This is a genomic window from Pseudomonas sp. R4-35-07, assembly GCF_003852235.1.
Classification (GTDB): Bacteria; Pseudomonadota; Gammaproteobacteria; order Pseudomonadales; family Pseudomonadaceae; genus Aquipseudomonas.
Genome location: NZ_CP027732.1, coordinates 4,546,997 through 4,572,756 on the forward strand (window position 1 = coordinate 4,546,997; position 25,760 = coordinate 4,572,756).

17 protein-coding genes are annotated in these 25,760 nt (G+C 60.6%); 6 read left to right on the forward strand and 11 right to left on the reverse strand.

Annotated elements, in window-relative coordinates; genetic code table 11:
- Positions 1-4,671: a hypothetical protein gene (locus C4J89_RS20760; RefSeq protein ID WP_124415462.1), complete on the reverse strand. Its 4,671-nt coding sequence runs from the start codon at positions 4,669-4,671 to the stop codon at positions 1-3.
- Positions 4,672-5,029: 358 nt separating this feature from the next.
- On the opposite strand from C4J89_RS20760, the gene gcvH reads away from it, so the two are divergent.
- From gcvH to C4J89_RS20790, 6 genes are all read left to right on the forward strand, one after another.
- Positions 5,030-5,413, forward strand: a complete 384-nt coding sequence (gene gcvH / locus C4J89_RS20765; RefSeq protein WP_032879722.1) for a glycine cleavage system protein GcvH — start codon at positions 5,030-5,032, stop codon at positions 5,411-5,413.
- 10 nt (positions 5,414-5,423) lie between these two features.
- On the forward strand, positions 5,424-8,261 hold the full coding sequence (gcvP, locus tag C4J89_RS20770) for an aminomethyl-transferring glycine dehydrogenase (protein ID WP_124415463.1): 2,838 nt from the start codon (positions 5,424-5,426) through the stop codon (positions 8,259-8,261).
- A gap of 160 nt (positions 8,262-8,421) precedes the next feature.
- Positions 8,422-9,798 carry an L-serine ammonia-lyase gene (locus C4J89_RS20775; protein ID WP_124415464.1) on the forward strand — a complete coding sequence of 459 codons (1,377 nt, stop codon included), beginning with the start codon at positions 8,422-8,424 and terminating at the stop codon, positions 9,796-9,798.
- A 37-nt stretch (positions 9,799-9,835) separates the two neighbouring features.
- A complete protein-coding gene (gcvT, locus tag C4J89_RS20780; protein WP_124364166.1) occupies positions 9,836-10,960 on the forward strand; it encodes a glycine cleavage system aminomethyltransferase GcvT in 1,125 nt (374 codons plus the stop codon).
- Between the two features lie 393 nt (positions 10,961-11,353).
- On the forward strand, positions 11,354-11,566 hold the full coding sequence (locus tag C4J89_RS20785) for a cold-shock protein (RefSeq protein ID WP_034109143.1): 213 nt from the start codon (positions 11,354-11,356) through the stop codon (positions 11,564-11,566).
- A gap of 93 nt (positions 11,567-11,659) precedes the next feature.
- A complete protein-coding gene (locus C4J89_RS20790; protein WP_124415465.1) occupies positions 11,660-12,148 on the forward strand; it encodes an RDD family protein in 489 nt (162 codons plus the stop codon).
- A 641-nt stretch (positions 12,149-12,789) separates the two neighbouring features.
- On the opposite strand, the gene nadA is transcribed toward C4J89_RS20790, so the two are convergent.
- The 10 genes from nadA to C4J89_RS20845 form a co-directional block, all read right to left on the reverse strand.
- Positions 12,790-13,848, reverse strand: coding sequence for a quinolinate synthase NadA (gene nadA, locus C4J89_RS20800; RefSeq protein WP_124415466.1), 1,059 nt, complete (start codon positions 13,846-13,848; stop codon positions 12,790-12,792).
- Between the two features lie 245 nt (positions 13,849-14,093).
- The gene (locus C4J89_RS20805) at positions 14,094-14,561 is read right to left on the reverse strand and encodes an SRPBCC family protein (RefSeq protein WP_124364169.1); all 468 of its coding nucleotides are present in this window, start codon (positions 14,559-14,561) and stop codon (positions 14,094-14,096) included.
- Between the two features lie 22 nt (positions 14,562-14,583).
- Positions 14,584-18,060 carry an amino acid adenylation domain-containing protein gene (locus C4J89_RS20810; protein WP_124415467.1) on the reverse strand — a complete coding sequence of 1,159 codons (3,477 nt, stop codon included), beginning with the start codon at positions 18,058-18,060 and terminating at the stop codon, positions 14,584-14,586.
- 12 nt (positions 18,061-18,072) lie between these two features.
- Positions 18,073-19,002 carry a diiron oxygenase gene (locus tag C4J89_RS20815; protein ID WP_124415468.1) on the reverse strand — a complete coding sequence of 310 codons (930 nt, stop codon included), beginning with the start codon at positions 19,000-19,002 and terminating at the stop codon, positions 18,073-18,075.
- A gap of 25 nt (positions 19,003-19,027) precedes the next feature.
- Complete coding sequence (locus tag C4J89_RS20820) at positions 19,028-19,375, reverse strand: DUF4437 domain-containing protein (protein WP_124405133.1); 348 nt, start codon at positions 19,373-19,375, stop codon at positions 19,028-19,030.
- On the reverse strand, positions 19,372-20,148 hold the full coding sequence (locus C4J89_RS20825; RefSeq protein ID WP_124415469.1) for a DUF3050 domain-containing protein: 777 nt from the start codon (positions 20,146-20,148) through the stop codon (positions 19,372-19,374). Before C4J89_RS20825 ends, C4J89_RS20820 begins: the two co-directional genes overlap by 4 nt.
- A gap of 459 nt (positions 20,149-20,607) precedes the next feature.
- Positions 20,608-22,152 carry a DHA2 family efflux MFS transporter permease subunit gene (locus tag C4J89_RS20830; protein WP_124364174.1) on the reverse strand — a complete coding sequence of 515 codons (1,545 nt, stop codon included), beginning with the start codon at positions 22,150-22,152 and terminating at the stop codon, positions 20,608-20,610.
- On the reverse strand, positions 22,145-23,317 hold the full coding sequence (locus tag C4J89_RS20835) for an HlyD family secretion protein (RefSeq protein WP_124415470.1): 1,173 nt from the start codon (positions 23,315-23,317) through the stop codon (positions 22,145-22,147). Before C4J89_RS20835 ends, C4J89_RS20830 begins: the two co-directional genes overlap by 8 nt.
- Positions 23,314-24,816 (reverse strand): TolC family protein, encoded by a 1,503-nt coding sequence (locus C4J89_RS20840; protein WP_124415471.1) that lies wholly within the window; start codon positions 24,814-24,816, stop codon positions 23,314-23,316. Before C4J89_RS20840 ends, C4J89_RS20835 begins: the two co-directional genes overlap by 4 nt.
- A gap of 203 nt (positions 24,817-25,019) precedes the next feature.
- Complete coding sequence (locus C4J89_RS20845; RefSeq protein ID WP_124364177.1) at positions 25,020-25,760, reverse strand: helix-turn-helix domain-containing protein; 741 nt, start codon at positions 25,758-25,760, stop codon at positions 25,020-25,022.

The following is a 25,760-nucleotide window of genomic DNA, read 5'->3' on the forward strand; positions in this document are numbered from 1 at the left end:
TCACCAGAATGAGCGCCGTCCGCGGTGCTTGACTGAACCTTTAGCGCTGAAAAACAGTTGCTCGGCCATGGGTGCGCTGATGCGCGAATAGTAGATCGCGATGACATCCCGGTCGGTCTTGTCAGCGAGGCTGCGGAAACTCATGAAGCGCTGCTCCGGCCGCTTCAAATGGCCGGCGTTGTAAGCGCTGTCGGGTGTGGTGAGCGTCGTGTAATGAAAGTGTGCATACGCCAGGACCTTGCCCTGCTTGTCCTTGACCACATACTCCTGCAAAAAATCATCGACGCGCTTGAGTGCGATACGCCCCTCGATGCGTAGTATCAGCACCTGATCCTGGGCATGGAGCCAGGCAATCCCGTCCTCATCGGGAGGCAAACGCTTGAGCATGTCGATACGCAACAGTCGCCCCTGTTCCAGGTAACGGCGGGAGACCTGCTCCAATTCATCGAGCAGGGCCTGCGATACGGCATCGGGCGCTTCAGGCAGCGCCTTGCGAATCTTCTCGGCAACGGCCCTGATCGCTTCGGACTGCCGCGTCAACCGGGCCTGGACGTTGTCCGCCACGTTGGAGGCAAGCGCTTCGGCACGGGCCTGCTGCTGCACAATGGGTTCTCTGTCCAGCAGCCGACGGGCATCGCGCTTGAGGTTTTCCAGGGAGCGTATCGGGCGTGGCACCACGGCGACCGCCTCGGGAATCGCTTCGAACTCCGCCGAACCCACCCGCTGATGCAAGCTGACGACCACCGTCTGGTCGACAGGGCTGATGAGATCCACGATGTCTTCGCTCGCCTGCGGCGTGCGCGCACGAACCCGCCCCAACTGATAGCGTCTCTTTGAGTCACGTACCAGCCGTTGACCTGCACCGGGCGTGCGCACGGTGGTGGGTTGGGGGTTACGCTCTTGCTCGCGGAGCAGTTTGGCCAACGCTATTCTCGATTCCTGTTCCAGGCTGAGGATCGCCTCTTCCACCGGCACCTCGATGTCCCCATGAATCAAGTCCGGCGCGGCTGCACGGTATTCATCCAGTATCGCCCGCGATCCGGCGTACTCATGCAGAATGGCCTGGATCCCATCGATGCGCTGCTGCACGCTCAGCACGCCGGCTTCGTCAATAGTCTTCTGGGATTGGGCCGATTGAATCGCCTCGTCAATCGCCACCTTGACCCGACTGACATCGTCGCGCTCTTCAGGCAGGGGCTGCCGGCGCCATATCAGCTGTTTCAGCGTCTGTAGCTGCAAGGTCCTCCAGTCCAGTGGCAAGCCATGGGAAGAAGGCGCCAGTTCGCCGATGTACGATTTATATCCAGGAATGCTCAGCAACCGCTCGTAAAAGACGCGCTCCCAAAAGCTCAAGTTGACCATCTTGTCCTGGAATTCGCCGATCTTTCGCGCTTCCTCGGTCAGCGCACCGTAAGCTGCCTGGACGGCGGCCACGTCCTCGTGTTCCAACTGCGCCGTCAATTGATCCAGACTCACTTTGGAAAACTGCTCTTGCATGCGATTGAACTTCAATACGTACATTCGCCGGCGCATGGTTTTAAGCATGTCCTCCAATTGCAAACTGTGCTCTCTTTCAAAACCATCCACGGGCCTATTGGCGTTTTTTTGCACCAGCACATTAAGTTTTTTTAGTTGCACCTCCTCTTTTTTCTCCAGTTCCTTCAAAAAGCGCGCCCTGGCGTTTTGCCGCAGTGAGTCGGTGAATAGACCTTCAGCACTTAAATGCGCCTTTTCGCACAGGTTTTCGGCGGCAATGACCACGCGTTCAGCGTTCGTCAACTCGGCGCTCACTTCGTTGTACGCCTGCTGCAGCGCGAGGTTTTTCTGTTCGATTTGCGCACGCTGCCCGATGGCGGTGTTCTTGAGTTGACCACCGATCAAGCGCAGGCCCAGGTCGACTTTCCAGGCACCGCGCGCATTCTTCCTGAGCCAGGGGCCAAGGCGCTGGGAGTTCCTGAGGTCAAATAGACGCCAGCCCGCCTCAACAGCCCTCACGCCATACAGCTTGCCGTCTATCAGCGTGTAGTTTTCAACGCTGGCGACGGCACTGTCACTCAGCACCTGAACCCCACCGCGCACAGGGCTGTCGGCCGAGACAATCGTGGGCCGCTCAGGCCAACGTTCTCCACGCTGGGGTGACCATTGGAACGTCTCCAACTGCGCCTGCTGCTGCGGGGTAAGCCTGAACCGTGAGTTGGCCCAGGAATAATCCATGGCGGTTATATCGGCGAGTGAACGCTGCCAGGCAAACGTCGACGCCGACTGGCGAACGTGGTTGGGCGGGATCACCTCCGGAGCCGACACCACGCCTGTCGTAACGGTTTTGATCGCGCGCAGGCGTAAACGCTGATCCAGCGTGACCACGGGGCTCAGCAGCAGGCCGGCCACACTGCCCATCAATTCGGCGAGGGCATTGGCCGTGTCTTCACGACTGGCCTGGGCCGGTAAAGCCAGGACCGTCCGAAAGGTCCTGAAGGTTTGGAACAGCCAGCCCGCGACCGCCACGGGCCCTCTGATCATGGGCAACAACGCATTGAACAATTGCCAGAGATCATTCTTGAACAAGGTCCAGCGCAATGCCTGGTTCGACGCAGACTGCTTCACCGCGAGCTGCCACAGGCTTTGGGCGTTGTCATCGAAGACGGCCGCCAGAAAATCGCCCTGCACCGGCTCATCGCTGAGCAGCGCCGGGCTTGAGCTGGGCTGCACGTCGTATTCATCGCCTTGAAGAAAACGCTGAACGTGAGGACGCAAAAAGCCGCCATTGCCAAACACGGCCCGGCTGTCCTCCGGCAGACGCTGCAGCACCACGCTTTGCAGGTCGCTGCCCATTCGCGCGATCTCGTCGAGCAACGCCTGGCGGCTGGGGAATTGTTGCAACACGGCCTCGGTTTGATCCGGCCGATAAAGAATATGGGGCAATTGGCTGTTGTCACGCGGGCCGATGACAAACAGGTTATCCGCTCGATGGGCAAGCCCCCCGGCATGGATCAGAAATGCCAGAGGCCGGGCCGCTATCACTTCACCGTCGATCACACGCTTTTGCGGATCGTCCTGCAGCACCGCTCGCACCACCAAGGCGCCGGCCCGAGTAAAGCCATAGCGCCGGCGCAGGCTGTTTTCAAGGGCGCGCATCGGCAGTTGGATCGCCATCTGATCAACGAACAATCGACGCCGCCGTGCGGACTCCGCCGGGTCGGCTATCAGCGCATGTTCAAGCAGTGCGGGGTAGTGCTTGCCCACATCCACGCGTTCGATCAGTTGCTTGAGGTACGCCGGCGTGATCCATCCGGGCACCTGACCCGGCGAGGTCTGATTGCTGATCTGCACGCGGGCATAGGCCGTGGCGAAGGGGTTTTCCAGCGACCATTGGGTCAAGGTCCTGGAGGTGCGTTGCGTCCAGCCGACGGTTGCGCCCTGGGTGTGTTCGAAGGTTAGAAGGTAATCGTCCGGGTTGATAAGCGCTTGCGTGGGGTGGTCCAGGCGCATTTGCCGTTGCAGGGCTTTGTGTGCATACACATCGATAGGGTCAAGGCCATCCAGGAATGACGCACCACCGGTGACTCGCTGCGAGCGCTCCAGGCGTTCGAGCCACTGACCATACACCAGGCGATCGGCCCTGTTGGCCTGTTGCAGCCAGACAGGCAGCTGCTCTTCGTGAGGTTGCTGGAGGTAATCCGGGTCGAACCAGGCCAAGGGCGACGTGAGGGTGATGAACAGGTTTTCATAGCTGCCAATGTCGGGAAGTGCTGACCAGTCGAGCCGATACAGGGTGCGAAGCTGACGCTCGAGCAAGGTCTGGGCCAAAGCCTCGAACACATCGCACATCGGCTCACGAAGCACCCAGTTGACGGGCACTCCGGGCAGGTAGTGGTTCATGTAGCGAGGTAACAGGTTACCCAACGCGTCCGGGGTATCGAGCTTCAGCAGGTTCATCGCCGGGACGTAGACCAGAGTGATTTGCTGGCCCTGGACCTGCCGCTGCAGGACCAACAGCGGCAGCCATTCGCCACCGTGACCATCCTGGGCGGCATAGACTTGATAGATGCGCAGCACATGAGGTTTGTCCAGCGCCTCTCGGTCCGCTTGGTACGCCCAAAGTTCCTGGTAATCATTGCCCAGCCCCAGCAGCCATCCCGCTTGCTCCGGTGTCAACGGCGGATTCTGCCGCGCCGTGAGCAGGCATGCTCTTAATTGCTCACGGACTGCATACCAGCGACTTCTGGCCACACCGGGCACGTCAGCATTCCAGTACTCCACCAACCGCTCGCAAAACCCCGCGAGCACGCCGAGTGCCAGGGTGTTGAGCATCAATTCAATGTCATCCACGCTGATGGCTTCGGTCACCGGTTGGAAAACCTCCGCTCCCGACCGGATCAACAATTGATGATGCCCTGGCGTGTAGTTCAACGCTTCGCCACTCATGCAGCGTTTAATCAACGCATCGCTCAAGGCGATGAGTTGCGTGTAGTGACCGCCCGGCTGTGTCACGCCGATCCAGCTATTGCTCGCCTGGAGGCGGGAACCGGCAAACCATTCGCTTATCCACGCCTGGATCATCGATTGGGCCACCTCGGTCAGGCTCAGGCGGTGGGCAAACACTTTGGCCAAGTAATCGCGGGACTTCCGGGCCTGGGTGAGTTCCGGGGAATTTGCAGTTGAAGCACACATGGGACGCATCCTGATAACGGGATGGCGCACGTTAAAGCGCGGTGGGGCATCCGTTACGGTAGATAGATCGCGCAGGCAGACGCTAAAAGCGACGCCTATCCGTACTGAAAGCGCTACAGCGTAACGATTTCGCTACAACCCTGTTTTTTGCGCGCCATGCAAGGCTTTGATCCACATAGGCTTTTTTTCGCAGGTCTGGCTGTAGCGAAATCGCTACAGCCGAAACACATCACCCTATAGCCAAACTTAGTAACCAGCTGATTTATAACGAATTGATGGAATTGGCCGCAATATTGCTAAGCAACTCCTCATTATTCCAATCCCGTCCACCAGACGAATCTGGCCCTGAGGAGTTTCCATGAGCGAGTTGCGTTTCACTGAAGATCACGAATGGCTGCGCGCCGAAGCCGATGGCAGCGTCACCGTGGGTATCACCGCTTTCGCGCAGAACGCGCTGGGTGATGTGGTTTTCGTGCAACTGCCGGAGTTGCAGGCCTACGACAAGGGCGCTGAAGCCTCCACCGTGGAGTCGGTCAAGGCCGCCAGCGGCGTGTACATGCCGTTGGACGGTGAAGTGCTGGAAGTGAACGACAAACTCGATGGCAGCCCGGAGCTGGTCAACGAAGACCCGATGGGCGAAGGTTGGTTCTTCCGCTTTAAACCGGCTGATGCCGAGGCGGTCGCTAAACTGCTGGATCAGGATGCGTACGACCGCCTGATCAAAGCCAACGCCGAAGCCTGAGGAGCGCGCCATGACGATCAACTTGAGCACCGCCAACGAATTCATCGCCCGTCACATCGGCCCGCGCCAGGAAGATGAGCAGCAGATGCTCGCGAGCCTGGGCTTCGATTCCCTGGAAGCCCTGAGCGCCAGCGTGATCCCGGAAAGCATCAAGGGCACCAGCGTGCTCGGCCTGGAAGACGGCCTGAGCGAAGCCGAGGCCCTGGCCAAGATCAAGGCCATCGCCAACCAGAACCAACTGTTCAAAACCTACATCGGCCAGGGCTACTACAACTGCCATACGCCGTCGCCGATCCTGCGCAACCTGCTGGAAAACCCGGCCTGGTACACCGCCTACACACCGTACCAGCCAGAGATTTCCCAAGGCCGCCTGGAAGCGCTGCTGAATTTCCAGACCCTGATCAGCGACCTCACCGGCCTGCAGATCGCCAACGCCTCCCTGCTCGACGAAGCCACCGCCGCCGCCGAAGCCATGACCTTCTGCAAGCGCCTGAGCAAGAACAAGGGCAGCAACGCCTTCTTCGCCTCGATCCATAGCCACCCGCAAACCCTCGACGTACTGCGCACCCGTGCCGAGCCATTGGGCATCGACGTGGTAGTGGGCGATGAGCGCGAACTGAGCGACGTCAGCCCGTTCTTCGGCGCCCTGCTGCAGTACCCGGCCAGCAACGGCGATGTGTTCGATTATCGCGAGCTGACCGAACGCTTTCACGCGGCCAACGCCCTGGTCGCGGTGGCCGCCGACCTGCTGGCCCTGACCCTGCTGACCCCGCCGGGCGAGTTCGGCGCCGACGTGGCCATCGGCAGCGCGCAACGCTTCGGCGTGCCATTGGGCTTTGGCGGCCCGCATGCGGCGTACTTCTCCACCAAGGACGCGTTCAAGCGCGACATGCCGGGCCGTCTGGTCGGTGTCTCGGTAGACCGCTTCGGCAAGCCGGCCCTGCGCCTGGCCATGCAGACCCGCGAGCAACACATCCGTCGCGAGAAAGCCACCAGCAACATCTGCACCGCCCAAGTGCTGCTGGCCAACATCGCCAGCATGTACGCCGTGTACCACGGCCCCAAGGGCCTGACCCAGATCGCCCAGCGCATTCACCAGCTGACCGCGATCCTGGCCAAGGGCCTGACCGCCCTGGGCTTGAAGGTCGAGCAGCAACACTTCTTCGACACGCTCACCCTCAACACCGGCGCCAACACTGCCGTCCTGCACGACAAGGCCCGTGCCCAGCGCATCAACCTGCGCGTGGTGGATACCGAGCGTGTCGGCCTGTCGGTCGACGAAACCACGACCCAGGCGGATATCCAAGCCTTGTGGGCGATCTTCGCCGATGGCAAGGCGCTGCCTGCCTTCGCCGCCACTGAAAGCACCTTGCCAAGCGCCTTGCTGCGCCAGTCGCCGATCCTCAGCCACCCGGTGTTCAACCGCTACCATTCGGAAACCGAGCTGATGCGCTACCTGCGCAAGCTGGCCGACAAGGACCTGGCGCTGGACCGCACCATGATCCCACTGGGCTCGTGCACCATGAAGCTCAACGCCGCCAGCGAAATGATCCCGGTGACCTGGGCCGAATTCGGCGCCCTGCACCCGTTCGCCCCGGCCGAACAAAGCGCCGGCTACCTGCAACTGACCTCGGACCTGGAAGCCATGCTCTGCGCGGCCACCGGCTACGACGCGATTTCCCTGCAGCCGAACGCCGGCTCCCAGGGTGAATACGCCGGCCTGCTGGCCATCCGCGCCTATCACCAGAGCCGTGGCGAAGCGCGTCGCGACATCTGCCTGATCCCCTCGTCGGCCCACGGCACCAACCCGGCGACCGCCAACATGGCCGGCATGCGCGTCGTAGTCACCGCCTGCGACGCACGGGGCAACGTGGACATCGACGACCTGCGCGCCAAGGCCATCGAACACCGCGAGCACCTCGCCGCGCTAATGATCACCTACCCGTCCACCCACGGCGTGTTCGAGGAAGGCATCCGTGACATCTGCGCGATCATCCACGACAACGGCGGCCAGGTGTATATCGACGGCGCCAACATGAACGCGATGGTCGGCCTCTGCGCGCCGGGCAAGTTCGGCGGCGATGTGTCCCACCTGAACCTGCACAAAACCTTCTGCATCCCCCACGGCGGTGGCGGCCCGGGCGTTGGCCCGATTGGCGTCAAGTCGCATCTCACGCCGTTCCTGCCTGGCCACGCGGCCATGGAACGCAAGGAAGGCGCCGTGTGCGCAGCGCCTTTCGGCAGTGCAAGCATCCTGCCGATCACCTGGATGTACATCAGCATGATGGGCGGTGCCGGCCTCAAGCGCGCCTCGCAGTTGGCGATCCTGAATGCCAACTACATTTCCCGTCGCCTGGAAGAGCACTATCCCGTGCTGTACACCGGCAGCAATGGCCTGGTGGCGCATGAATGCATCCTCGACCTGCGCCCATTGAAAGACAGCAGCGGCATCAGCGTGGATGACGTGGCCAAGCGCCTGATCGACTTCGGCTTCCATGCGCCGACCATGTCGTTCCCGGTGGCCGGCACCTTGATGATCGAGCCGACCGAAAGTGAATCCAAGGAAGAACTGGACCGCTTCTGCGATGCCATGATCGCCATTCGCGAAGAAATCCGCGCAGTGGAAAACGGCACCCTGGACAAGGACGACAACCCGCTCAAGAACGCTCCGCACACTGCGGCGGAACTGGTGGGCGAGTGGAGCCACCCGTACAGCCGCGAGCAGGCGGTGTACCCGGTTGCGTCGCTGATCGAAGGCAAATACTGGCCGCCGGTGGGCCGGGTCGACAATGTGTTTGGCGATCGCAACCTCGTTTGCGCATGTCCATCGATTGAAAGCTACGCGTAACTTCGGGGGTGTACTCGCTTAAAAGGTGGGAGGGGGCTTGCTCCCGATGACGGAGTGTCAGTCAACAGATAGGTTGAATGTACAACCGCCATCGGGAGCAAGCCCCCTCCCACACTGACCGAGTACACCCGATACATAATAAGAAACCGGAGAACAACTCATGTCTTTAAGCGTGTTCGACCTGTTCAAGATTGGCATCGGCCCTTCCAGTTCCCACACCGTCGGCCCGATGCGCGCCGCCGCTCGTTTCGTCGAAGGGCTCAAGCGTGACAACCTGCTCAGCGCCACCCACAGCATCAAGGTAGAACTCTATGGCTCGCTCGGCGCCACTGGCAAAGGCCACGGCAGCGACAAAGCCGTGTTGCTCGGCCTGGAAGGCGAACACCCGGACACCGTGAATACCGAAACCGTGGCCGCACGCCTGGCGCAGATGCGCGGTGACGGGCGCCTCAACCTGCTCGGCGAACACAGCATTGCATTCAACGAGAAAGCCCACCTGGCGATGATTCGCAAACCCCTCGCCTACCATCCCAACGGCATGATTTTTCGCGCCTTCGATGCCGCCGGCATCCAGGTGCGCAGCCGCGAGTATTACTCGGTCGGCGGTGGTTTCGTGGTGGATGAAGACGCGGCCGGCGCCGACCGGATTGTCGAGGACGCCACCCCACTGACCTTTGCGTTCAAGCACGCCAAGGACTTGCTCGGCCATTGCGCCACCTACGGGCTGTCCATCAGCCAGGTGATGCTGACCAACGAAAGCGCCTGGCGTCCGGAAGCGCAAACCCGTGCCGGCCTGTTGAAGATCTGGCAGGTCATGCAGGATTGCGTGGACGCCGGCTGTCGCAATGAAGGCATCCTGCCCGGTGGGCTGAAGGTCAAGCGCCGAGCCGCCGCGCTGCACCGGCAATTGTGCAATAACCCCGAGTCGGCCCTGCGCGACCCGTTGTCGGTGCTCGACTGGGTCAACCTCTATGCGCTGGCGGTCAACGAAGAAAACGCCAACGGCGGGCGCGTCGTTACCGCGCCCACCAACGGTGCGGCCGGGATCATCCCCGCCGTGCTGCATTACTACATGCGCTTTATCCCCGGCGCGAACGAAGACGGCGTGGTGCGCTTTCTGCTCACCGCCGCCGCTATCGGCATTCTGTACAAGGAAAACGCCTCGATCTCCGGCGCCGAAGTCGGTTGCCAGGGCGAGGTCGGCGTGGCCTGTTCCATGGCCGCCGGCGCACTCTGCGAAGTGCTGGGCGGCAGCGTGTCACAGGTGGAAAACGCCGCCGAGATCGGCATGGAACACAACCTCGGCCTGACCTGCGACCCGATTGGCGGGCTGGTTCAGGTGCCCTGCATCGAGCGCAATGCCATGGGCTCGGTCAAGGCGATCAACGCCGTGCGCATGGCCTTGCGCGGCGATGGGCAACACTTTGTGTCCCTCGACAAAGTGATCCGCACCATGCGCCAGACCGGCGCCGATATGAAGAGTAAATACAAGGAAACCGCCCGTGGCGGTTTGGCGGTCAACATTATCGAGTGCTGACGCCTGACCGCGCCGGCACGTTTTTCAGGAGCTGAACATGTCCACCGAAACCCTGTTGAAAACCCCATTGCACGCCCTGCACATCGAGCTGGGCGCGCGCATGGTGCCCTTCGCCGGCTACGACATGCCGGTGCAGTACCCGTTGGGCGTAATGAAGGAACACTTGCACACCCGTGAACAGGCCGGGTTGTTCGATGTGTCGCACATGGGCCAGATCCGCCTGACCGGCGCCAACGCCGCCAAGGCCCTGGAAACCCTGGTGCCGGTCGACATCATCGACCTGCCGGTGGGCATGCAGCGCTACGCGATGTTCACCAATGACCAGGGCGGCATTCTCGACGACCTGATGGTGGCAAACCTTGGCAACGACGAACTGTTCCTGGTGGTCAACGCTGCCTGCAAGGATCAGGACCTGGCACACCTGCGCGCGCACATCGGCGACCAATGCAGCATCGAACCGTTGTTCGAAGAGCGCGCACTGCTGGCCCTGCAAGGCCCGGCGGCGGTGAAGGTGCTGGCGCGCCTGGCACCGCAAGTCACCAAGATGACATTCATGCAGTTCGCCTCCCTGCGGCTGCTGGGCGTGGACTGCTACGTCAGCCGTTCGGGCTACACCGGGGAAGACGGTTTTGAAATCTCCGTGCCGGCTGAAAACGCCGAAAGCCTGGCCCGCAGCCTGCTGGCCGAGGCCGAAGTACAGGCGATCGGCCTGGGCGCTCGTGACTCCCTGCGCCTGGAAGCGGGCTTGTGCCTGTACGGCCATGACATGAACACCGACACCACCCCGATTGAAGCCAGCCTGTTGTGGGCCGTCTCCAAGGCCCGCCGTGCCGATGGCGCGCGTGCCGGCGGCTTCCCGGGTGCAGACCGAATCTTCACCCAGCAGCAAACGGGCGTGACCCGCAAACGCGTAGGCTTGTTGCCCCAGGAACGCATCCCGGTGCGTGAAGGGGCGCAAATCGTTGATGAACAGGGCACGGTGATCGGCAGCGTGTGCAGCGGAGGCTTTGGCCCAAGCTTGGGCGGCCCGCTGGCGATGGGGTACCTGGACAGCGCATTTGTCACACTGGATACCGAAGTCTCTGCGTTGGTGCGTGGGAAAAAGGTGCCATTGCGTGTAAGTAAAATGCCATTCGTGCCGCAGCGTTACTTCCGCGGCTGAATGTCTGTTTCAATAAGTAACGCGCTTGCGTGCCGCGCACTAAACTGTAACGCAAGCGCCATATAACAGTGCACGCGTGATAGTAATTGTTAGGGTTTTTTCCCTATAACAAGTGATTGAATCTATCGAATAAGACAGCTGCGCAACTTCAACAAAACTGTCATCAGCCCGAGCAATCTCGGGCTGTTTGGCAGGGCTTGTTTTTTTCATATTAGTTGGCGTAGAGTTTCTCCACTGTGTTTGCATGGGTCGCTTGGAACCTGGACCTGGGCAGTAGCTGAAGTAGTAGTGCTACAACCCGTTCGACGTCTCTTACTTTCCTGCAACCCAGCCCAGTACTCTTTCATGTGAAAGGGGCTGTCATTAATTTTTAGCGTCAAAGGAAAGAAGAAAATGTCTGATCGTCAGAGCGGTACCGTCAAGTGGTTTAACGACGAAAAAGGGTTTGGTTTTATCACACCAGAAAGCGGTCCGGATCTGTTCGTGCATTTCCGCGCTATCCAGGGCAACGGCTTCAAGAGCCTGAAAGAAGGCCAGAAGGTCACCTTCAAGGCCGTGCAAGGCCAGAAAGGCATGCAAGCTGACGAAGTACAAGCAGAAGGCTGATCCTTCCTGCGACAAAAAGCCCCTGATATGACATCAGGGGCTTTTTTATGGGCGTCATTGCGTAAACTGCAGTTTTCCCCAGAGAGCCCTGCCATGCCCAAAGCCCTGTTGAGCCCCCAAGGCGAGTTTCCCGCAGTTGGCCTGGGCCGTCGCCTGGCAGCGATGTTCTATGATTTTCTTTTATGCACCGCGCTGCTGATCGTCACCGCGTTTATCTACAAGCTGGTATGGATCGCCTTCGTCGGCGAAGCGAAGATGCGCAGCCTTACCGAATCCGGCGCCCTGGACGGTGACCCGCTGCTATCGACCCTCCTGTTGTTTGTGTTGTTCGGTTTCTTCGCCAAATTCTGGACCCATTCGGGGCAGACCCTGGGCATGCAGGTGTGGGGCGTGCGCGTGCAGAACGCCGATGGCTCGCGCATCAGTCTGTGGCAGGCGCTGTTGCGCTTTGTGGTGTCGATCGCCTCGTGGCTGTGCGTAGGGCTGGGATTTATCTGGTCGCTATTCGATAAGCGCAAGCGCAGCTGGCATGACATCTATTCGGACACGCGGCTGGTGCGGATTCCGAAGCAAAAGAAATAGTCGCACAATAGTGGAGACCGAAATGTGGGAGGGGGCTTGCTCCCGATAGTCATAGGTATCTACACAACTTTGGCGCTGCCCTGAACCTGCGGCGGCCCAGGAGCCGAAGCCTCTCTAACTGATGCCCCGCGTTCAAAATGTGGGAGGGGGCTTGCCCCCGATGGCGGCCTGACAGCCGACCAGGATGCTGGATCAGGGCGAGTACATATCCGTTGCTGCGGTAACGGCGGCTTAGGGTTCCGTCCTGACGGCGGGTCACTTTGGAAAAGAGCCCCAAAGTAACCAAAGGGCTCTTGCCCCACCACTCGGCACCTCGCCCCGGCTCGGTGTGCCCGTAATCCGACATTGATTTGGGGGGCCGCCGCCACGCGCCATCCATGGCGCGGGGCGGCTAAACCGGCATCCCTGCCGGTTTACCCCCCAAATCACTGTCGAATTCCGGCCAGCGTGGTTTAACGGGGCGCCTAGATCAAAAGCAAGATCAAGAGCGACTCGCTTCGCATCGTGGTTACCGTAGGCTGCTACAAAGTTGTGTAGATACCTATGCCCCGATAGCAGTGGTTCAGTCAAAATATAGAGTGACTGTCACACCGCTATCGGGAGCAAGCCCCCTCCCACATTTTTACCAAGTCAGCCCGAGGTCAGGCGTTGCCGGCCAGTTTGAGGCGCGCTGCCTGGGTGAAGTCCAGCATGCGTTTGAGCGGGCGTACCGCCTGCGGGATCACTGACGGCTCGACGAATATCTCATTACTGCCCTCGCGCAGACATTGCAGCGTGCGTTCCAAGGTGTTCATCGCCATCCACGGACAGTGCGCGCAACTGCGGCACGCGGCGCCGTTACCGGCGGTAGGCGCTTCGACGAAGACCTTGTCCGGGCACAGCTGCTGCATCTTGTAGAAGATGCCACGGTCAGTGGCGACGATGAACGTCTTGTTCGGCAACCGTTGTGCCGCGGCAATCAGCTGGCTGGTGGAACCGACGGCGTCCGCCAATTCGATGACCGCTGTCGGCGACTCCGGGTGCACCAGGATCGCGGCATCCGGATACAGCGCCTTCATGTCTTCCAGCTGCTTGGACTTGAACTCTTCGTGCACGATGCACGCACCGTCCCACAGCAGCATGTCGGCACCGGTCTGGCGCTGGATGTAGGTGCCCAGGTGTTTGTCCGGGCCCCAGATAATCGTCTCGCCGTTATCCATCAGGCTTTCGACGATCTCCAGCGCGCAACTGGAGGTCACCACCCAATCGGCGCGGGCTTTGACCGCCGCCGAGGTGTTGGCGTAGACCACCACCGTGCGCTCGGGGTGTTGATCGCAGAAGGCGGAAAACTCATCCACCGGACACCCAAGGTCCAGGGAGCAGGTGGCTTCCAGGGTCGGCATCAGGATACGTTTTTCAGGGGTGAGAATTTTCGCGGTTTCGCCCATGAAACGCACCCCCGCCACCAGCACGGTCTTGGCCGGGTGAGCAGCGCCGAAGCGCGCCATTTCCAGGGAGTCGGAAACGCAGCCACCGGTTTGTTCGGCCAAGGCCTGAATCACCGGGTCACAGTAGAAGTGGGCGACCAGCACCGCGTCCTGCGCTTTAAGCTCGGCGGCGATGGCGGCCCGCAGGCTCGCCTCTTCATCGGCGCTGAGGGCCTTGGGCTGCTTGGCGTCGAGGTGGGCTTGAACCAGTAGGCGTTCGGAAATGTGCGTCATGTTCGCAAGACCTGCAGGCGCAGTAGCGCGAAAGTCGAGTGTACCACCGGCTCAGGAGCCCTTCGGGCGCCGCCGGACGAAGTGTGTAGTCATCAAGCACGGGTAAAGCTGAAGCTGCGCAAGGCTACAGAATATCGAATGGATTCAAAAGCCTAATCTGGTCTTGCACGGGGCATTTTGCGGGGGGATGACGGCGGGATTGGTGCCCCGCGAATACACAGGTATTCGCGGGGTGGTACAAGTGGTCAGGCAAACAGCTTTTGGACATTGCTCATCGCATCATCGGCGAACCCTTGCAGGAACGCCTCGAACGCCGGCACGTCCTCCGGGCCACCGGTGTAGGGCTCACCGATGATGGTCCAGGTCGCCAGGCTTTGGTTCGCGCCTTGCGGCTCCACTTGCATGACGGCCCACAGGTTGCCGATGTTCAGTGAGGTGTAAATCAGCGACCAGGTCATGGTCATGCCGTCGTTGTCATGACTGTTGAGTTGCTCGATCACCACGTTGCCGTCCTTGAACAGCTTCTTGCGTACCGAGCGCACGCCCTCCCCGGTCATTTCAATGTGGGACAGCGCCGGAATGAATTTTGCGAAACCGGAAAAGTCACCGACGATATTCCACACGCTGCGCGCGTCGCCATTGACGCTGACGCTGGCGACCACAGGGTTGCCCACGGGGTTGCGCACCAGGGTATCGGGTTCAAAATGTTGCATGAGACAGCTCCTTGTTTGTGCTTTAGATGAAATCGATTTGCTTGAGGTAGTCGCAGCCTTTTTGCAGCAGCGCACTGTTCTTGGCCGGGTAGTCTTCACCCATGCTACGGATGCCTGAGAGCGCATTGCGGTATTCGATCATCGAGATATCGCCGATGTCTTCCTCAAACCCATTGAGGTAAAAGCCGACTACACCGAATAACGCGTTGTCACTGTCGATCGCCGACAGGCGCTGCTGCCATTGTGTCACCGGGACCATCTGGAAATCGTGACCAGCGGCGCGAAACGCCTCCAGGTAGTGCGCCCAGCTCAGGGGCAACGGGTTGTGCAAGTTGAAGACCGCCTTGGAGCGGTTGTGCCGGCTGGCATGAAACGCAATGAACCGAGCGAGAAAGTCCACTGGCATCAGGTCGAAGTTCAGCGCCAGCTCAGGCACTTCCTTAAGCTGCAATGAGCCTTTGAGCATCAGCATCAACCGGTTCTGATGGGGCTGGCACACACCGGTCCGCGTATTGAAGGCAATGTTGCCGGGACGATAGAGGTTGACCCACACTCCCGACTCACTGGCGTTCCACAAGATGCGCTCAGCCACCCACTTGGAAAGGTTGTAGCCATTGCGAATGTAGATCGGCGGCGTGAACGCCGGCGGTTCTTCCAACACGCGCCCCTGCGCATCCACCGTGCTGGAAGCCGACAAGGTGGAAATGAAATTGAACACCTTCTTGCTGCGCCCTTCACACAGCTGCAGGCATTCCAGCACGGGGGTGACGTTGTCCTTGACCAGCGACTCATAGTCGAGCACATGGTTGACGTTGGCCGCGTTATAGATCAACACGCCGTATTCACGGTCCAGCCACTCATAATCAGCCTGCGACAGCCCCAGTCGAGGCTGGCTGATATCCGCCGCCAGCACCCTTACGCGGCTCAAGTCCAGGTGCTCCAGACGGTTCTGAATCAAGGCCTGCTCGAAACGCTGCTGGGCGCTCATTCCTGCTGATTCGCGCACCAGGCACGCCACTTCGGTGCTGCCCAGCTCCAGCAGCGCTTCGACGATATGCACCCCCAGAAACCCATTGGAACCGGTGACGATGACCTTGTGCAGGTTGCCCAGGCGGCTGATCGGCAACACGTCCAGCTCGGGTCGCAGCATCGCGTCACGCAAGGCCTGAGGGCTGACCGTGGCCGTGGCCTCCACGTCCTGGTCGATGAGCTTGGCGAGGTTGATCAGGGTCGGCTGTTCGATAAAACGGTTGATCGAAACGCCCTTGCCGAACTTCTCGCGAATGCCCATGAGCATTTGCGACAACAGGATCGAGTGGCCGCCGAGGTTGAAGAAGCTGTCATCCACCGAGATGTCGGCACCGGGCATGTCGAGCAGTGTGGCCCACAACCCGAGCAACGTTTCCTGGGTAAGGTTCTGCGGCGCTTGGCGTGGCCCCTGGGTTTTGTAATTGACGGGAAGATTCTTCAAGGCCTTGCGGTCGATTTTGCCGTTGGCCGTGGCCGGCAGGCGGTCCAGCAGGCAGTAGGCGCTGGGGCGCATGTAATCGGGCAAGTGCTTGAGTGCATAAGCCTGCAACTGTTCGCTGGCCGCGTGTCCGTCACCGCCGTGGGGTTGGGAGAAAAACGCCAGGATGCGCCGCTGCTGATCGATCACCACCGCCAATTGGCGAAACAACTGGCTCGATTGCAGCAAGTGTTCGATTTCTTCCGGTTCGACGCGAAAACCGCGAATCTTCACCTGATTATCCAGGCGTCCGATGATCTGGATGCCGTCTGACGTCCAGCGCGCCAGGTCGCCGGTGCGGTACAAACGCAACAGCTGACCATCGGGCAATTCGTGCAGGCGGTAACGCTCGGCAGTCATTTGCACGGCGTCCAGATAACCCAGGCCCACCCCTGGCCCGTCGATGTGGATCTCGCCGCTGCCACTTTGCCCTACCGGCTGCCCCTGCTCATCGAGCAGGTAAACCGCGGTATTGGCGATCGGCACGCCAAGGTTGCGATTGTTGTCGCCGGGCAGAAAAGTGCGGCATGTGGCAAGCACGGTCGTCTCGGTGGGCCCGTAGATGTTATGCAATTGGCACTGCCCCGCCAGTTGCTCGATGACATGGGGCTCGCACACATCGCCGCCCGTCACCAGATGCTGCATGCCGTACAGCGATTCGAGCGCAAGGATGCTGAGCAAGGCCGGTGGCAGGAAGGCATGCGTCACGTGCTCCTGCTGAATCAATTCGGCCAGCGCCACAGGATCACGGCGCTGATCCTCGGTGGGTACGATCAACTCCGCGCCCTGGATCAGCGTGGGGAAAATGTCCAGCAACGAGGCATCGAAATTGATCGTGGAAAACTGCAAGGCGCGGCTGTGGCGATCCAGTTCCACATAACGGGCATACCATGCGCAAAAGTGGCTCAGGTTGTCGACCGTCAGTAATACGCCCTTGGGTTGCCCGGTGGTGCCTGAGGTGTAGATCGCCACACAAGGCGCCGCCCCTGCCAGCGGCACGCGCAGCAGGCTTTGATGCGGAGCCAGGGCCACGCGGCTGTAACCTTTGGCGCCATGGTGGAAGAAATCCAGGTGGCTGATGTCCAGGATCGCCAGGCCCGGGAGCGGGTTGCCAGCGTCGGTGTCCTGGATCAGCAAGCTGGCTTTGGCATGCTTGAGGATCGCCCCGCGGCGCTCTTCGGGATGGTTCGGGTCCAGCGGCAGGTACACGGCCCCACAGCCAATCACTGCGAGAATCGCGGCATACAGCGCCGTTCCTTTGGGCAAGGAGATGCCGATCACGGTCAACTCCCCGGCCCGGGATTGAAGCAAAGGCTGCAGGCGCTCCTGGATGGCCACGCTGTAGGCGTGCAGTTGCGCATATGACATGCCTTGCCCATCGACTTTCAAGGCAGTGCGCTCGGCATTGGCCAGCAGACTGTCCGCCAGGCGCTGTACGAAGGGTTGCCGGGCGTCCTGCAGCACCCCGATGTCGGCAGTGGCATTGTGGCGGTGCTGCCAGGCCAATTGATCAAGCCGGGTCAGGCTCAGCAGGCGGTCGAGCGCCTTCACTGGTTCGCGCGGCGCCTCGAGGTAGTCGGCACTGCGCGAGTAGCGGCCAATGTGCATGCTGGTCAGTTCCACCATTTGCACGATGGCTTCCTGCGCCTGGTCCGCACCATTGCCGGCCGTATCGGCGCCAACTTCACGGCGCCCCAGCGTCATCCAATCGCCCTCCCCCGCACGCCACAGGCATTCGAGGTGCAACGGCGCGGACACATCGCCGGCATCGTCAGACTGCATCCGTAACGATAGACGGTGACACGCCGGATAGTGAGGGACCCCTGTCGTGCTGGCATCATCGATCAGCAAGTCCGGCGACGGTAACCGGCAGTGCTCATTAGCATTATCAGTGGGCAGCAGATGCGTCGTATGGCCCATCTGCTCCAGCTCTTGCGTAAGGCGGGCGAGCGCATGGCTGCGCCCGCACAGAACGATATCAAGGTGTCTCATGGCTGTTCTCCTCTAGCGCAGATAATCGGCGAGCGCTTCCTGCATGCAGGGAGCGTCGAGCATGGCGCTGTGTTTGAAGAATCGGACGATGTTGCCCACCAGCGGATGCGTCGGGGTGATCGGAAAACTCATGCCTTCGACCTCCTCACGCAACGCCGCCTTGACCGTAGGGCTCACCGGCAACTGCTCGATCAAGGCGAAATCGAACCCCTGCTGGATGTCGTTGGTCAGGTACTCGGCGAGGAACACCGGCATGATCGCGGCCAGCGCGCGCTTGTCCTCCTCGATCGCTGTGCTCCAGTAAATGCGCGTCAACTTGGCCCAGAAGCCGGAGTGCCGCCCCTCGTCCGCCAGATGGTCTGCCATCAGCCCCTTGACCGATGCCTTGACCGAATCGTCCCGGGCAAATGCCGCGACATCATTGGTCAGGGTATTTTCGGCAACCGCAACGCAGATCAGCTCAACCGCTGCTTTGAGGTGCTCGGGCGCCATTGCCAGGGCCTTGGGAATCGACCGGCTGAGTTCGATTTCCGCAGGCAAGGTGATGGGCTCGATCCCGGTCAGTTCGATGGTTTGTTGCATGTAGTCCATCGCCACCAATGCGTGGTAGTCCTCATCGACTACCACCGTCATCGCGTCATACCGACACGCAAACGGAAAGCGGATGGCGAAGTTATCTTTCGCAATGCTTCTGGCCGTTCTGTCGACAATTTCCGTTTCGAAAATCACTACATCGTTAATGAACTTGTACAAGCTTTGAACGAGTACGAAGTGCTGCAAGTGAGCACACTCGCGAATAAACGTTGCCCCCATTACCAGCGGTTGGCGACTGATCGGGAATATTAACTTTTCATCATCTTCCAAACGACGCCTCGGTCGCGTGCGAATCGTCGCCCGCTCCTCCCACGCCTCGGAAAATGATTGATATTCTTCAGCTCTCATGAAGCGTTCCCTTTGTTCATGATGATCAGTAGTAGTGCACTTCAAACAACAAACAGCCGTCTTCGGAATGGAACGGCCCGTGCTCGGTGTGCGCCGCCCTGAAGAAGTAACCGCCATCCCGATAGGTTTTCTCGGGGCGATCTTTACTGGCTGACTCCGTCTGGTCGCCTTCAATCAAATACACTTCTTCGTGATAATCGTGCGTGTAAATCTCCCGGGTACCACCGCCCGGATGAAAGCGCACCAATCGCGTGCGAATACCGGTTTTATTGATAGGGTCCAAGGTGTCCTTGAATACCGTCAGGGTAATACCGCGCTCAGATGTCACCTCGACCCATTGGGCCTGGTCAGCTTCGATGACTGCTACGTTCATGCCACGCACTCACTGACATTTTCACGCATGGCGACACGCAAGTTGTCCCACAAGGCCAGACGACTTTGCACGGCGGCGATGGCCGACTCATACACTTCTTCCTGGCGTTGCGCATCACCGTTGACCAGGCGTGCGAGCAGGCTTTCCGCCGCCGGGCCGTGATCTTCGGAGTCAACTTCAATATGGCGTTGCAGGTAGTAGCGGAACGTCGGGGCATCGTCGGCAGTGATGTCCCAGTCATCGAGAATGCGCTGGAACATCTCTGGAATCACGCTCTCGCGGCCATGCAGGAACGCGGCGGCGACACTGTGCGTCGACGCATTGATTGCGGTTTCGATGGTATCGGTCACGAACGCGGAAGCCGCCAGGCCTGCTCCACAACGGTCCAACGCGGTCTGCAGATCGACGCCTTCACGCATCAGCTTGACGAAGAATTCGATCTTGTCGGTGCTGGCGCCAACTTCACGCATGGCATGCAGGTAGAGTTCGAAATGACTGTAGTGACCGCCCTGCAGGTTCTGGTCGGACTCTTCGCCGAGGATGATTTCGTTGATCAGGTGAGCTGCCGCCGGGTCCAGTGGTGGGAGCCAAGGCAGGCGAGTACACGTCAGGTCCTGTTGCAGGCGCTTGGCCAGGGACATGAAATCCCACACGGCAAAGACATGGGTTTCCATAAAGGCGCGCAGGACAGGCAATGAATTGATTTCAGCAAAAATCCGATGATTGCCCAGTTCCGTTTTCTTTGCGTTCAATAGCGACTTTTTATCTTCCATGGTGCTTTCCTTATCAGGCTTAGTTGCGTTCAGGCCACGCGACATATACCGACCTGCCTTTTTTCAGGCATGAGCAGGCTTATCTCGCCATTACCGGCCAGCACGGTATATATGTTAATTAAGTTACACGGTGAATCTTCGGCAGACCGAGCGGTCACCCGCCGAAGCAAGACGAAACTTAGAGGAAGTTCATAACGATCGGCAAGTGTTTTCTGGAAAAATAATACTAAATATTTCCAAACTACAAAACACACAACAACAGAAGCCCGAGCAAAGTTTTAAATATCAACTTTGTCGGGCGATAGTTTACCTACTCGCTTTTCGCGAGCATTAGCAAACTGCATGTCATTGCTAAGTTAGCAATCCACTAAACCGTCAACAGGCCTGTCGCCTTTTTTCCATTCAAGTTCCCTCTTGTTTGCTGAGAAGCGCCGCGCATCATTTGCCGGCCAAGTGCATTCAATTCTTTGCTTGCTGACGTAATGCCAATGCCGCCACACCACACAGGACCAAGGCGATACAGGACACGTAGAACGCATCGCTGTAGGCCATCAGGTAGGCCTCGCGGCGCACGGTACGCATCAAGCCCTCAAGGACTTGCTGCTGGGCGGGCAGCAGTTGGTTGAAGACGAAGGCTTCGCTGTCTGCCATGCCGGCGCGCAGGCGCTCCTGGAATGACGGGGAAAACAAGGTGATCGACTCGCCGACTCGCTCTGAATGAAAGCGCTCGCGCATGGCGACAATCTGCGTCAACCCGGCAGTGCCCACGGCGCCGCCCAGGTTGCGCAGCATGGAAAACAGGGCAGAGGCAGAACCGGCTTCATCCTTGGCCAACCCGGACACGGCCAGCACCGAAAGCGCCACCATGATCAACGGTTGCCCGATGCCCCGTACCACAGTGGACGGGATGATCACGTTGGCGGCGCTGTCCATGTCCAGATGCGCGCCGAGATAGCAGCCCAGGGCCATGATGAAAAAGCCGCTGGCAACCATCAGTTTTGGGTTGAGCCACTTCATCAGGCGCGGCATGAACGGCGCCAGCACCAGTTGCACCATGCCGTAGGCAATCAGGCTGATCCCGATTTCCCGGGCGTTGTAGCCCTGCAGTTGGGACAGGTAATTGGGCACCAGAAAGACCAGGCCGAACGTGGCCCCGCCAAAAATGAACATCGCTGCGCTCGCCACGCCGAAGTTGTAGCTCTTGAGCAGGCGCAGGTTGATGAATGAGCGGCTGCCGTAGAGCTGTGACAGCACGAAATACACCAGGGCGACGCCGGCGGTGAGCGACATCCATACGATGAAATCGGAGCCGAACCAGTCCTTGCGTCCGCCTTCTTCAAGCACGATCTGCAACCCGCCGAGGCCGACAATCATGGCCAGGATGCCGCCCCAGTCGCCGCGCTTGAGCAGGCTCAATTGCATGGGTTTGGCATCGATGGACCATGCCACCGCCAGCAGCAGGAGAATGCCGGGGGCCAGTTGCAGGTAAAAAATCCAGCGCCAGGAATACGCATCGGTCAGCCAGCCGCCGATGGACGGCCCGGCGGCCTGGGCCACGCTGTTGGACAGGGCGAACAGGGCCATGCCCATGGCGATCTTGCTGGGCGGCAGTTCCGTGATGATCAGTTGGAACGACAACGGGATCAGCACCGCGCCGGCGGCGCCCTGGATCACCCGAATGATGATCATCACTTCCAGGTTGGGTGCCCAGGAGCAGGCAATGGAAGCCACTAGAAATACAAACGAGCCCACCAGCATCACCCGGCGCAGGGAGAACACCTGCACCAGCCAGGCGGTCAGCGGGATCATGACGATTTCCGCAACCAGATACGCCGTGGAAATCCACGAGCCTTCTTCAAAGGTCGCCCCCAGCGAGCCTTCGATTTCCGGCAGCGCGGCGCTGGTCACGTGCACGTTCATGCCGGCCATGAAACAGCCGAACAGCCCGCCGATCACGGCCACCCAGGCGCGAAAGGAGACGGTTTTCTCGCCAATCTCAGTCATGCGCGGCGCCCTGGGCAGTAGGACGGGTATCCACCGTCGTGATCACCGACATGCCCGGCAGGATGGGGCCGCCGTCATCGTGCTGATCGATCACGATCTTCACCGGAAAACGCTGCACGATCTTGGTGAAGTTGCCGGTGGCGTTGTCCGACGGCAGCAGCGCAAATACCGCACCCGAACCGGGCGAAAAACTCACCACATGGCCCTTGAGCTTGCGCCCTGAATAGCTGTCGACGCTGATATCCACCGTTTGCCCGGCGCGCATGTCACGCAATTGGGTTTCCTTGTAGTTGGCCACCACGTAGGCCTGCTGCAAGGGCACCACGGCCAGCAGCGGCAGGCCCGGCGCGACATATTGGCGGGCGCGCACCTTGCGCTGCCCCACTACCCCGTCAATCGGCGAGCGGATCAAGGTGTCTTCGAGCGCATGGGTCGCCAGTTTCAACTGGGCCTCGGCCTGGTCGCGCCGGGCTATCTGTTGCTGCAGCGAGGCATCGGCCAATTGGCGGCGGGTAGTGGCGACATTCAGCCGGGTTTCCTGCTGGCGCTGCATCGCCCGGGCAATGTCCACCGCGGCGCTGGCCTGGGTGTAACTGGCCGCGGCGCTTTCCAGGCGCTGGGCGCTGGCGGCATGCTCGCGGACCAGGCCTTCATAGCGATGTTGATCCAGACTGGCGCGGCGCAACTCCGCCCCCACGCTGCGGGTATGCGCCTCGGCCTGGGCGACACCGGCCTTTTGCTGTGCGATCAGGCTGTCGGTAACGTGCAGGTTGGCCTGCTCGGCGGCAATCGAGGCTTGTGCTTGCGCCAACTCCGCACGGGCTTGGGCCAAGCGCGCCTGGTAGTCACGGTCCTCGATGCGCACCAGCACATCCCCGGCCTTGACGGGCTGGTCATCCTCCACCAACACCTGGGCTACGTACCCGGACACCCTTGGGCTGATGGGAATCCAGTCGGCACGCACGTAGGCGTCGTCAGTCTGTTCCAGGTAACGCCCGACGGTCATCCAATACACGCCGAACGCCACCGCTGCGATCAACAACGCAGCACCACCGAGCAGGATCAGATTGCGTTTGCGGCGTTGCTTGCGGGCGTGCATGAGCTGCTCGAGCACATGCTCCTGCTCATCCTGCACAGCGGTTTTTTCATCAACAGCGATATTCATGGCTGGGTACCGGAAAAATGGGCGGAAGCGTGGGTAAGTGCAGCGGCCGGAGCCTGGGCGGAAGCGGATTGCCAACCGCCCCCCAGGGCGCGAAACAGGCTGATCTGGCGCTGCAGCAATTGGCCATCGGCATCGGCGCGCGTGGCTTGCAGGCGGATCAGCTCACGCTCGCTGTCGAGCACATCGAGAAAGTCGATGGAGCCGGCGTTGTAGTTGAACTGCGCCAGCTTGTAGGCATGCCGACTGCTATCGAGTGCCTGACTCAAGGCGGCGTGGCGCTGGCGCTCGCCGTCGTACAGCGCCAGGGCCTGGCGTACGTCCTTGAGCGCCCTGAGCACGCTGTTTTCGAATTGCGCGACTTCCACCTGCTCGAGCGCGCGCGCCTGGTTGACCCGCGCACGGTTGGCACGCCAGTTGGGGAACTGCCAGGTAATCAGCGGACCGATGCCAAACATCACCGCGCTGCTGTCCCCCAGTTCATGGGACTTGCTGGCCGAGGAAGACACGGAGGCGCCAAAAGTAACCTTCGGATACAGGTCGGCCTGGACGATATCCACTTGCAAGGTGGCGGCTCGCAAAGCGCGCTCGGCCTGACGGATATCAGGGCGGCGTGCCAGTAATTGCCAGCCATCGCCCACCGGCAGCGCGGCACTGAGTTGCGGTACCACTTCGCACGTCGCCGCGCCTGAACCCTGCTCCAGGTCAGCCACGCCGGTCAGCATCGCCAGCTCGTACAACGCCGACTCGCGGCGCGCCTCCAGCATCGGCAACAGGGCCAGGGTTTCGCCCTGCAGGGCCTGCATGCGGCTGTATTCAAGGTCTGTCACTACGCCGGCCTGACGCTGGCGATCGGTCAGCGCCAAGCTGCGCCCGACCACTTCCAGTGAATGGCGCTGCACTTTGGCGCGCGCGCCCAGGGCGCAGGCATTCACGTAGGCGCGGGTGGTTTGCGCGGCGACGGTGATGCGCAGCAAGTCTTCGGCGTCCTGAGCCGCCGCCGCTTGCACCTGCGCCCGCTCAATGCTGCGCTGGACCTGGCCCCACACATCCACTTGGTAAGCCAATTCGAAACCCGGGTTGAAGGCCCACTGCGACGGTGCGTGGCTGTCGGTGGCCTTGGCCAGGGTCTGATCGTCGGCAGTCTTGCCGTAGACGGCGCCCAGTGACGCCTGGGTGGACGGCCAACGCTCGGCGTCGGCCTGCATGATGCCGGCCAGCATCGACTGCACATGGGCCTGCGCCGCCGCCAGGTCGCGGTTATGTTCCAGCGCTTGCTGCACCAGCGCGTCGAGCTTGGGATCGTTGTACAACTGCCACCAACGGTCGGGCAAGACCTGGGCCGACACACCCTGCGGCAGGCGGCTCAAGGCATCGATGCGCGAAGGGTGCGGTTGCGCCGGCACATGGGTGACCCAGGAAGAACATCCTGCCAACCAGACGACAGCCACGCCCAGGAGCGAAAGACGGCAGTGCCGCGTGGAAAATGAAGGCGAACCCATCGCAGAAATCCAGAGTGCTGAGTAGAGACGCAGGTTAAGAGAGCACCGTGCTGCGCATCTCCCGAGTTCCAGACAACCATCGTTTCGATTGGGACAACTTGGCTGCGCAGCCGGATCCAGAGCGCCCGCCGTCCAGGCGCACGTACGCATGGCCCTGCGCAAAGGCGGGCCATGTCCAGTAGGTGGGGGTAGCGCGGGGTCGATCAGACCAAACGGCAGTTGCTGGGTGTATAGCCCATGGTGCGTTTGAACATTGCCGTGAAAGCGCTGGGGCTTTGGTAGCCATGCTCAAGCGCCACTTCAAGAATGGACACGCCGCAGGCCAGGCGCTGCATGCTCAGCAGCAGGCGTGTGCGCTTGCGCCACTCGCCATAACTCATGCCCAACTCTTTCTGGAACAACCGAGCCAGGGTGCGCGAACTCATATTGAGTTGCACCGCCCAGCTCTCCAGTTTCGATTCCTGGGAAGGGTTGTCGATAAAGTCGGCACACAGCGACTTGAGCCGCGGCTCGTCTGGAATCGGCACATGCGCCAATACTTTCTGTGCCCTGTCGAGTTCAGAGAAGATCAGGTCGACAATCTGCCTGTGACGCACCACCGCCGGCTCGCTGTCAGGTGTTTCGGCGGCGGCGATGATCAACTCACGCAGCAGCGGCGACACACGGATGACGTGGCATTCCTCCGTCAAGGCGCGGTGGGCGCCGGGGCTGATCAGCAACGTGCGCATGCGCACCTCGCCCGTCATGCGGATCTGGTGCTCCTGCCCGGAGGGGACCCACAGCGCGTGCCCGGAAGGTACCACCCAAGTGGTGCCGACGACCGATACCAGCATGACGCCGTTGATGGCGTAGACCAACTGGCCTTCGTCGTGTCGATGCGAGGCAACGATATCGCCGTGACCATAGTTACCGGTAAGCGCCGCCAATGCGGTATGCGCATTCAT

Coding starts and splice junctions, on each gene's coding strand:
- C4J89_RS20760 (WP_124415462.1), bottom strand. CDS start 4,671: ATGTGTGCTTCAACTGCAAATTCCCCGGAACTCACCCAGGCCCGGAAG.
- gcvH (WP_032879722.1), top strand. CDS start 5,030: ATGAGCGAGTTGCGTTTCACTGAAGATCACGAATGGCTGCGCGCCGAA.
- gcvP (WP_124415463.1), top strand. CDS start 5,424: ATGACGATCAACTTGAGCACCGCCAACGAATTCATCGCCCGTCACATC.
- C4J89_RS20775 (WP_124415464.1), top strand. CDS start 8,422: ATGTCTTTAAGCGTGTTCGACCTGTTCAAGATTGGCATCGGCCCTTCC.
- gcvT (WP_124364166.1), top strand. CDS start 9,836: ATGTCCACCGAAACCCTGTTGAAAACCCCATTGCACGCCCTGCACATC.
- C4J89_RS20785 (WP_034109143.1), top strand. CDS start 11,354: ATGTCTGATCGTCAGAGCGGTACCGTCAAGTGGTTTAACGACGAAAAA.
- C4J89_RS20790 (WP_124415465.1), top strand. CDS start 11,660: ATGCCCAAAGCCCTGTTGAGCCCCCAAGGCGAGTTTCCCGCAGTTGGC.
- nadA (WP_124415466.1), bottom strand. CDS start 13,848: ATGACGCACATTTCCGAACGCCTACTGGTTCAAGCCCACCTCGACGCC.
- C4J89_RS20805 (WP_124364169.1), bottom strand. CDS start 14,561: ATGCAACATTTTGAACCCGATACCCTGGTGCGCAACCCCGTGGGCAAC.
- C4J89_RS20810 (WP_124415467.1), bottom strand. CDS start 18,060: ATGAGACACCTTGATATCGTTCTGTGCGGGCGCAGCCATGCGCTCGCC.
- C4J89_RS20815 (WP_124415468.1), bottom strand. CDS start 19,002: ATGAGAGCTGAAGAATATCAATCATTTTCCGAGGCGTGGGAGGAGCGG.
- C4J89_RS20820 (WP_124405133.1), bottom strand. CDS start 19,375: ATGAACGTAGCAGTCATCGAAGCTGACCAGGCCCAATGGGTCGAGGTG.
- C4J89_RS20825 (WP_124415469.1), bottom strand. CDS start 20,148: ATGGAAGATAAAAAGTCGCTATTGAACGCAAAGAAAACGGAACTGGGC.
- C4J89_RS20830 (WP_124364174.1), bottom strand. CDS start 22,152: ATGACTGAGATTGGCGAGAAAACCGTCTCCTTTCGCGCCTGGGTGGCC.
- C4J89_RS20835 (WP_124415470.1), bottom strand. CDS start 23,317: ATGAATATCGCTGTTGATGAAAAAACCGCTGTGCAGGATGAGCAGGAG.
- C4J89_RS20840 (WP_124415471.1), bottom strand. CDS start 24,816: ATGGGTTCGCCTTCATTTTCCACGCGGCACTGCCGTCTTTCGCTCCTG.
- C4J89_RS20845 (WP_124364177.1), bottom strand. CDS start 25,760: ATGAATGCGCATACCGCATTGGCGGCGCTTACCGGTAACTATGGTCAC.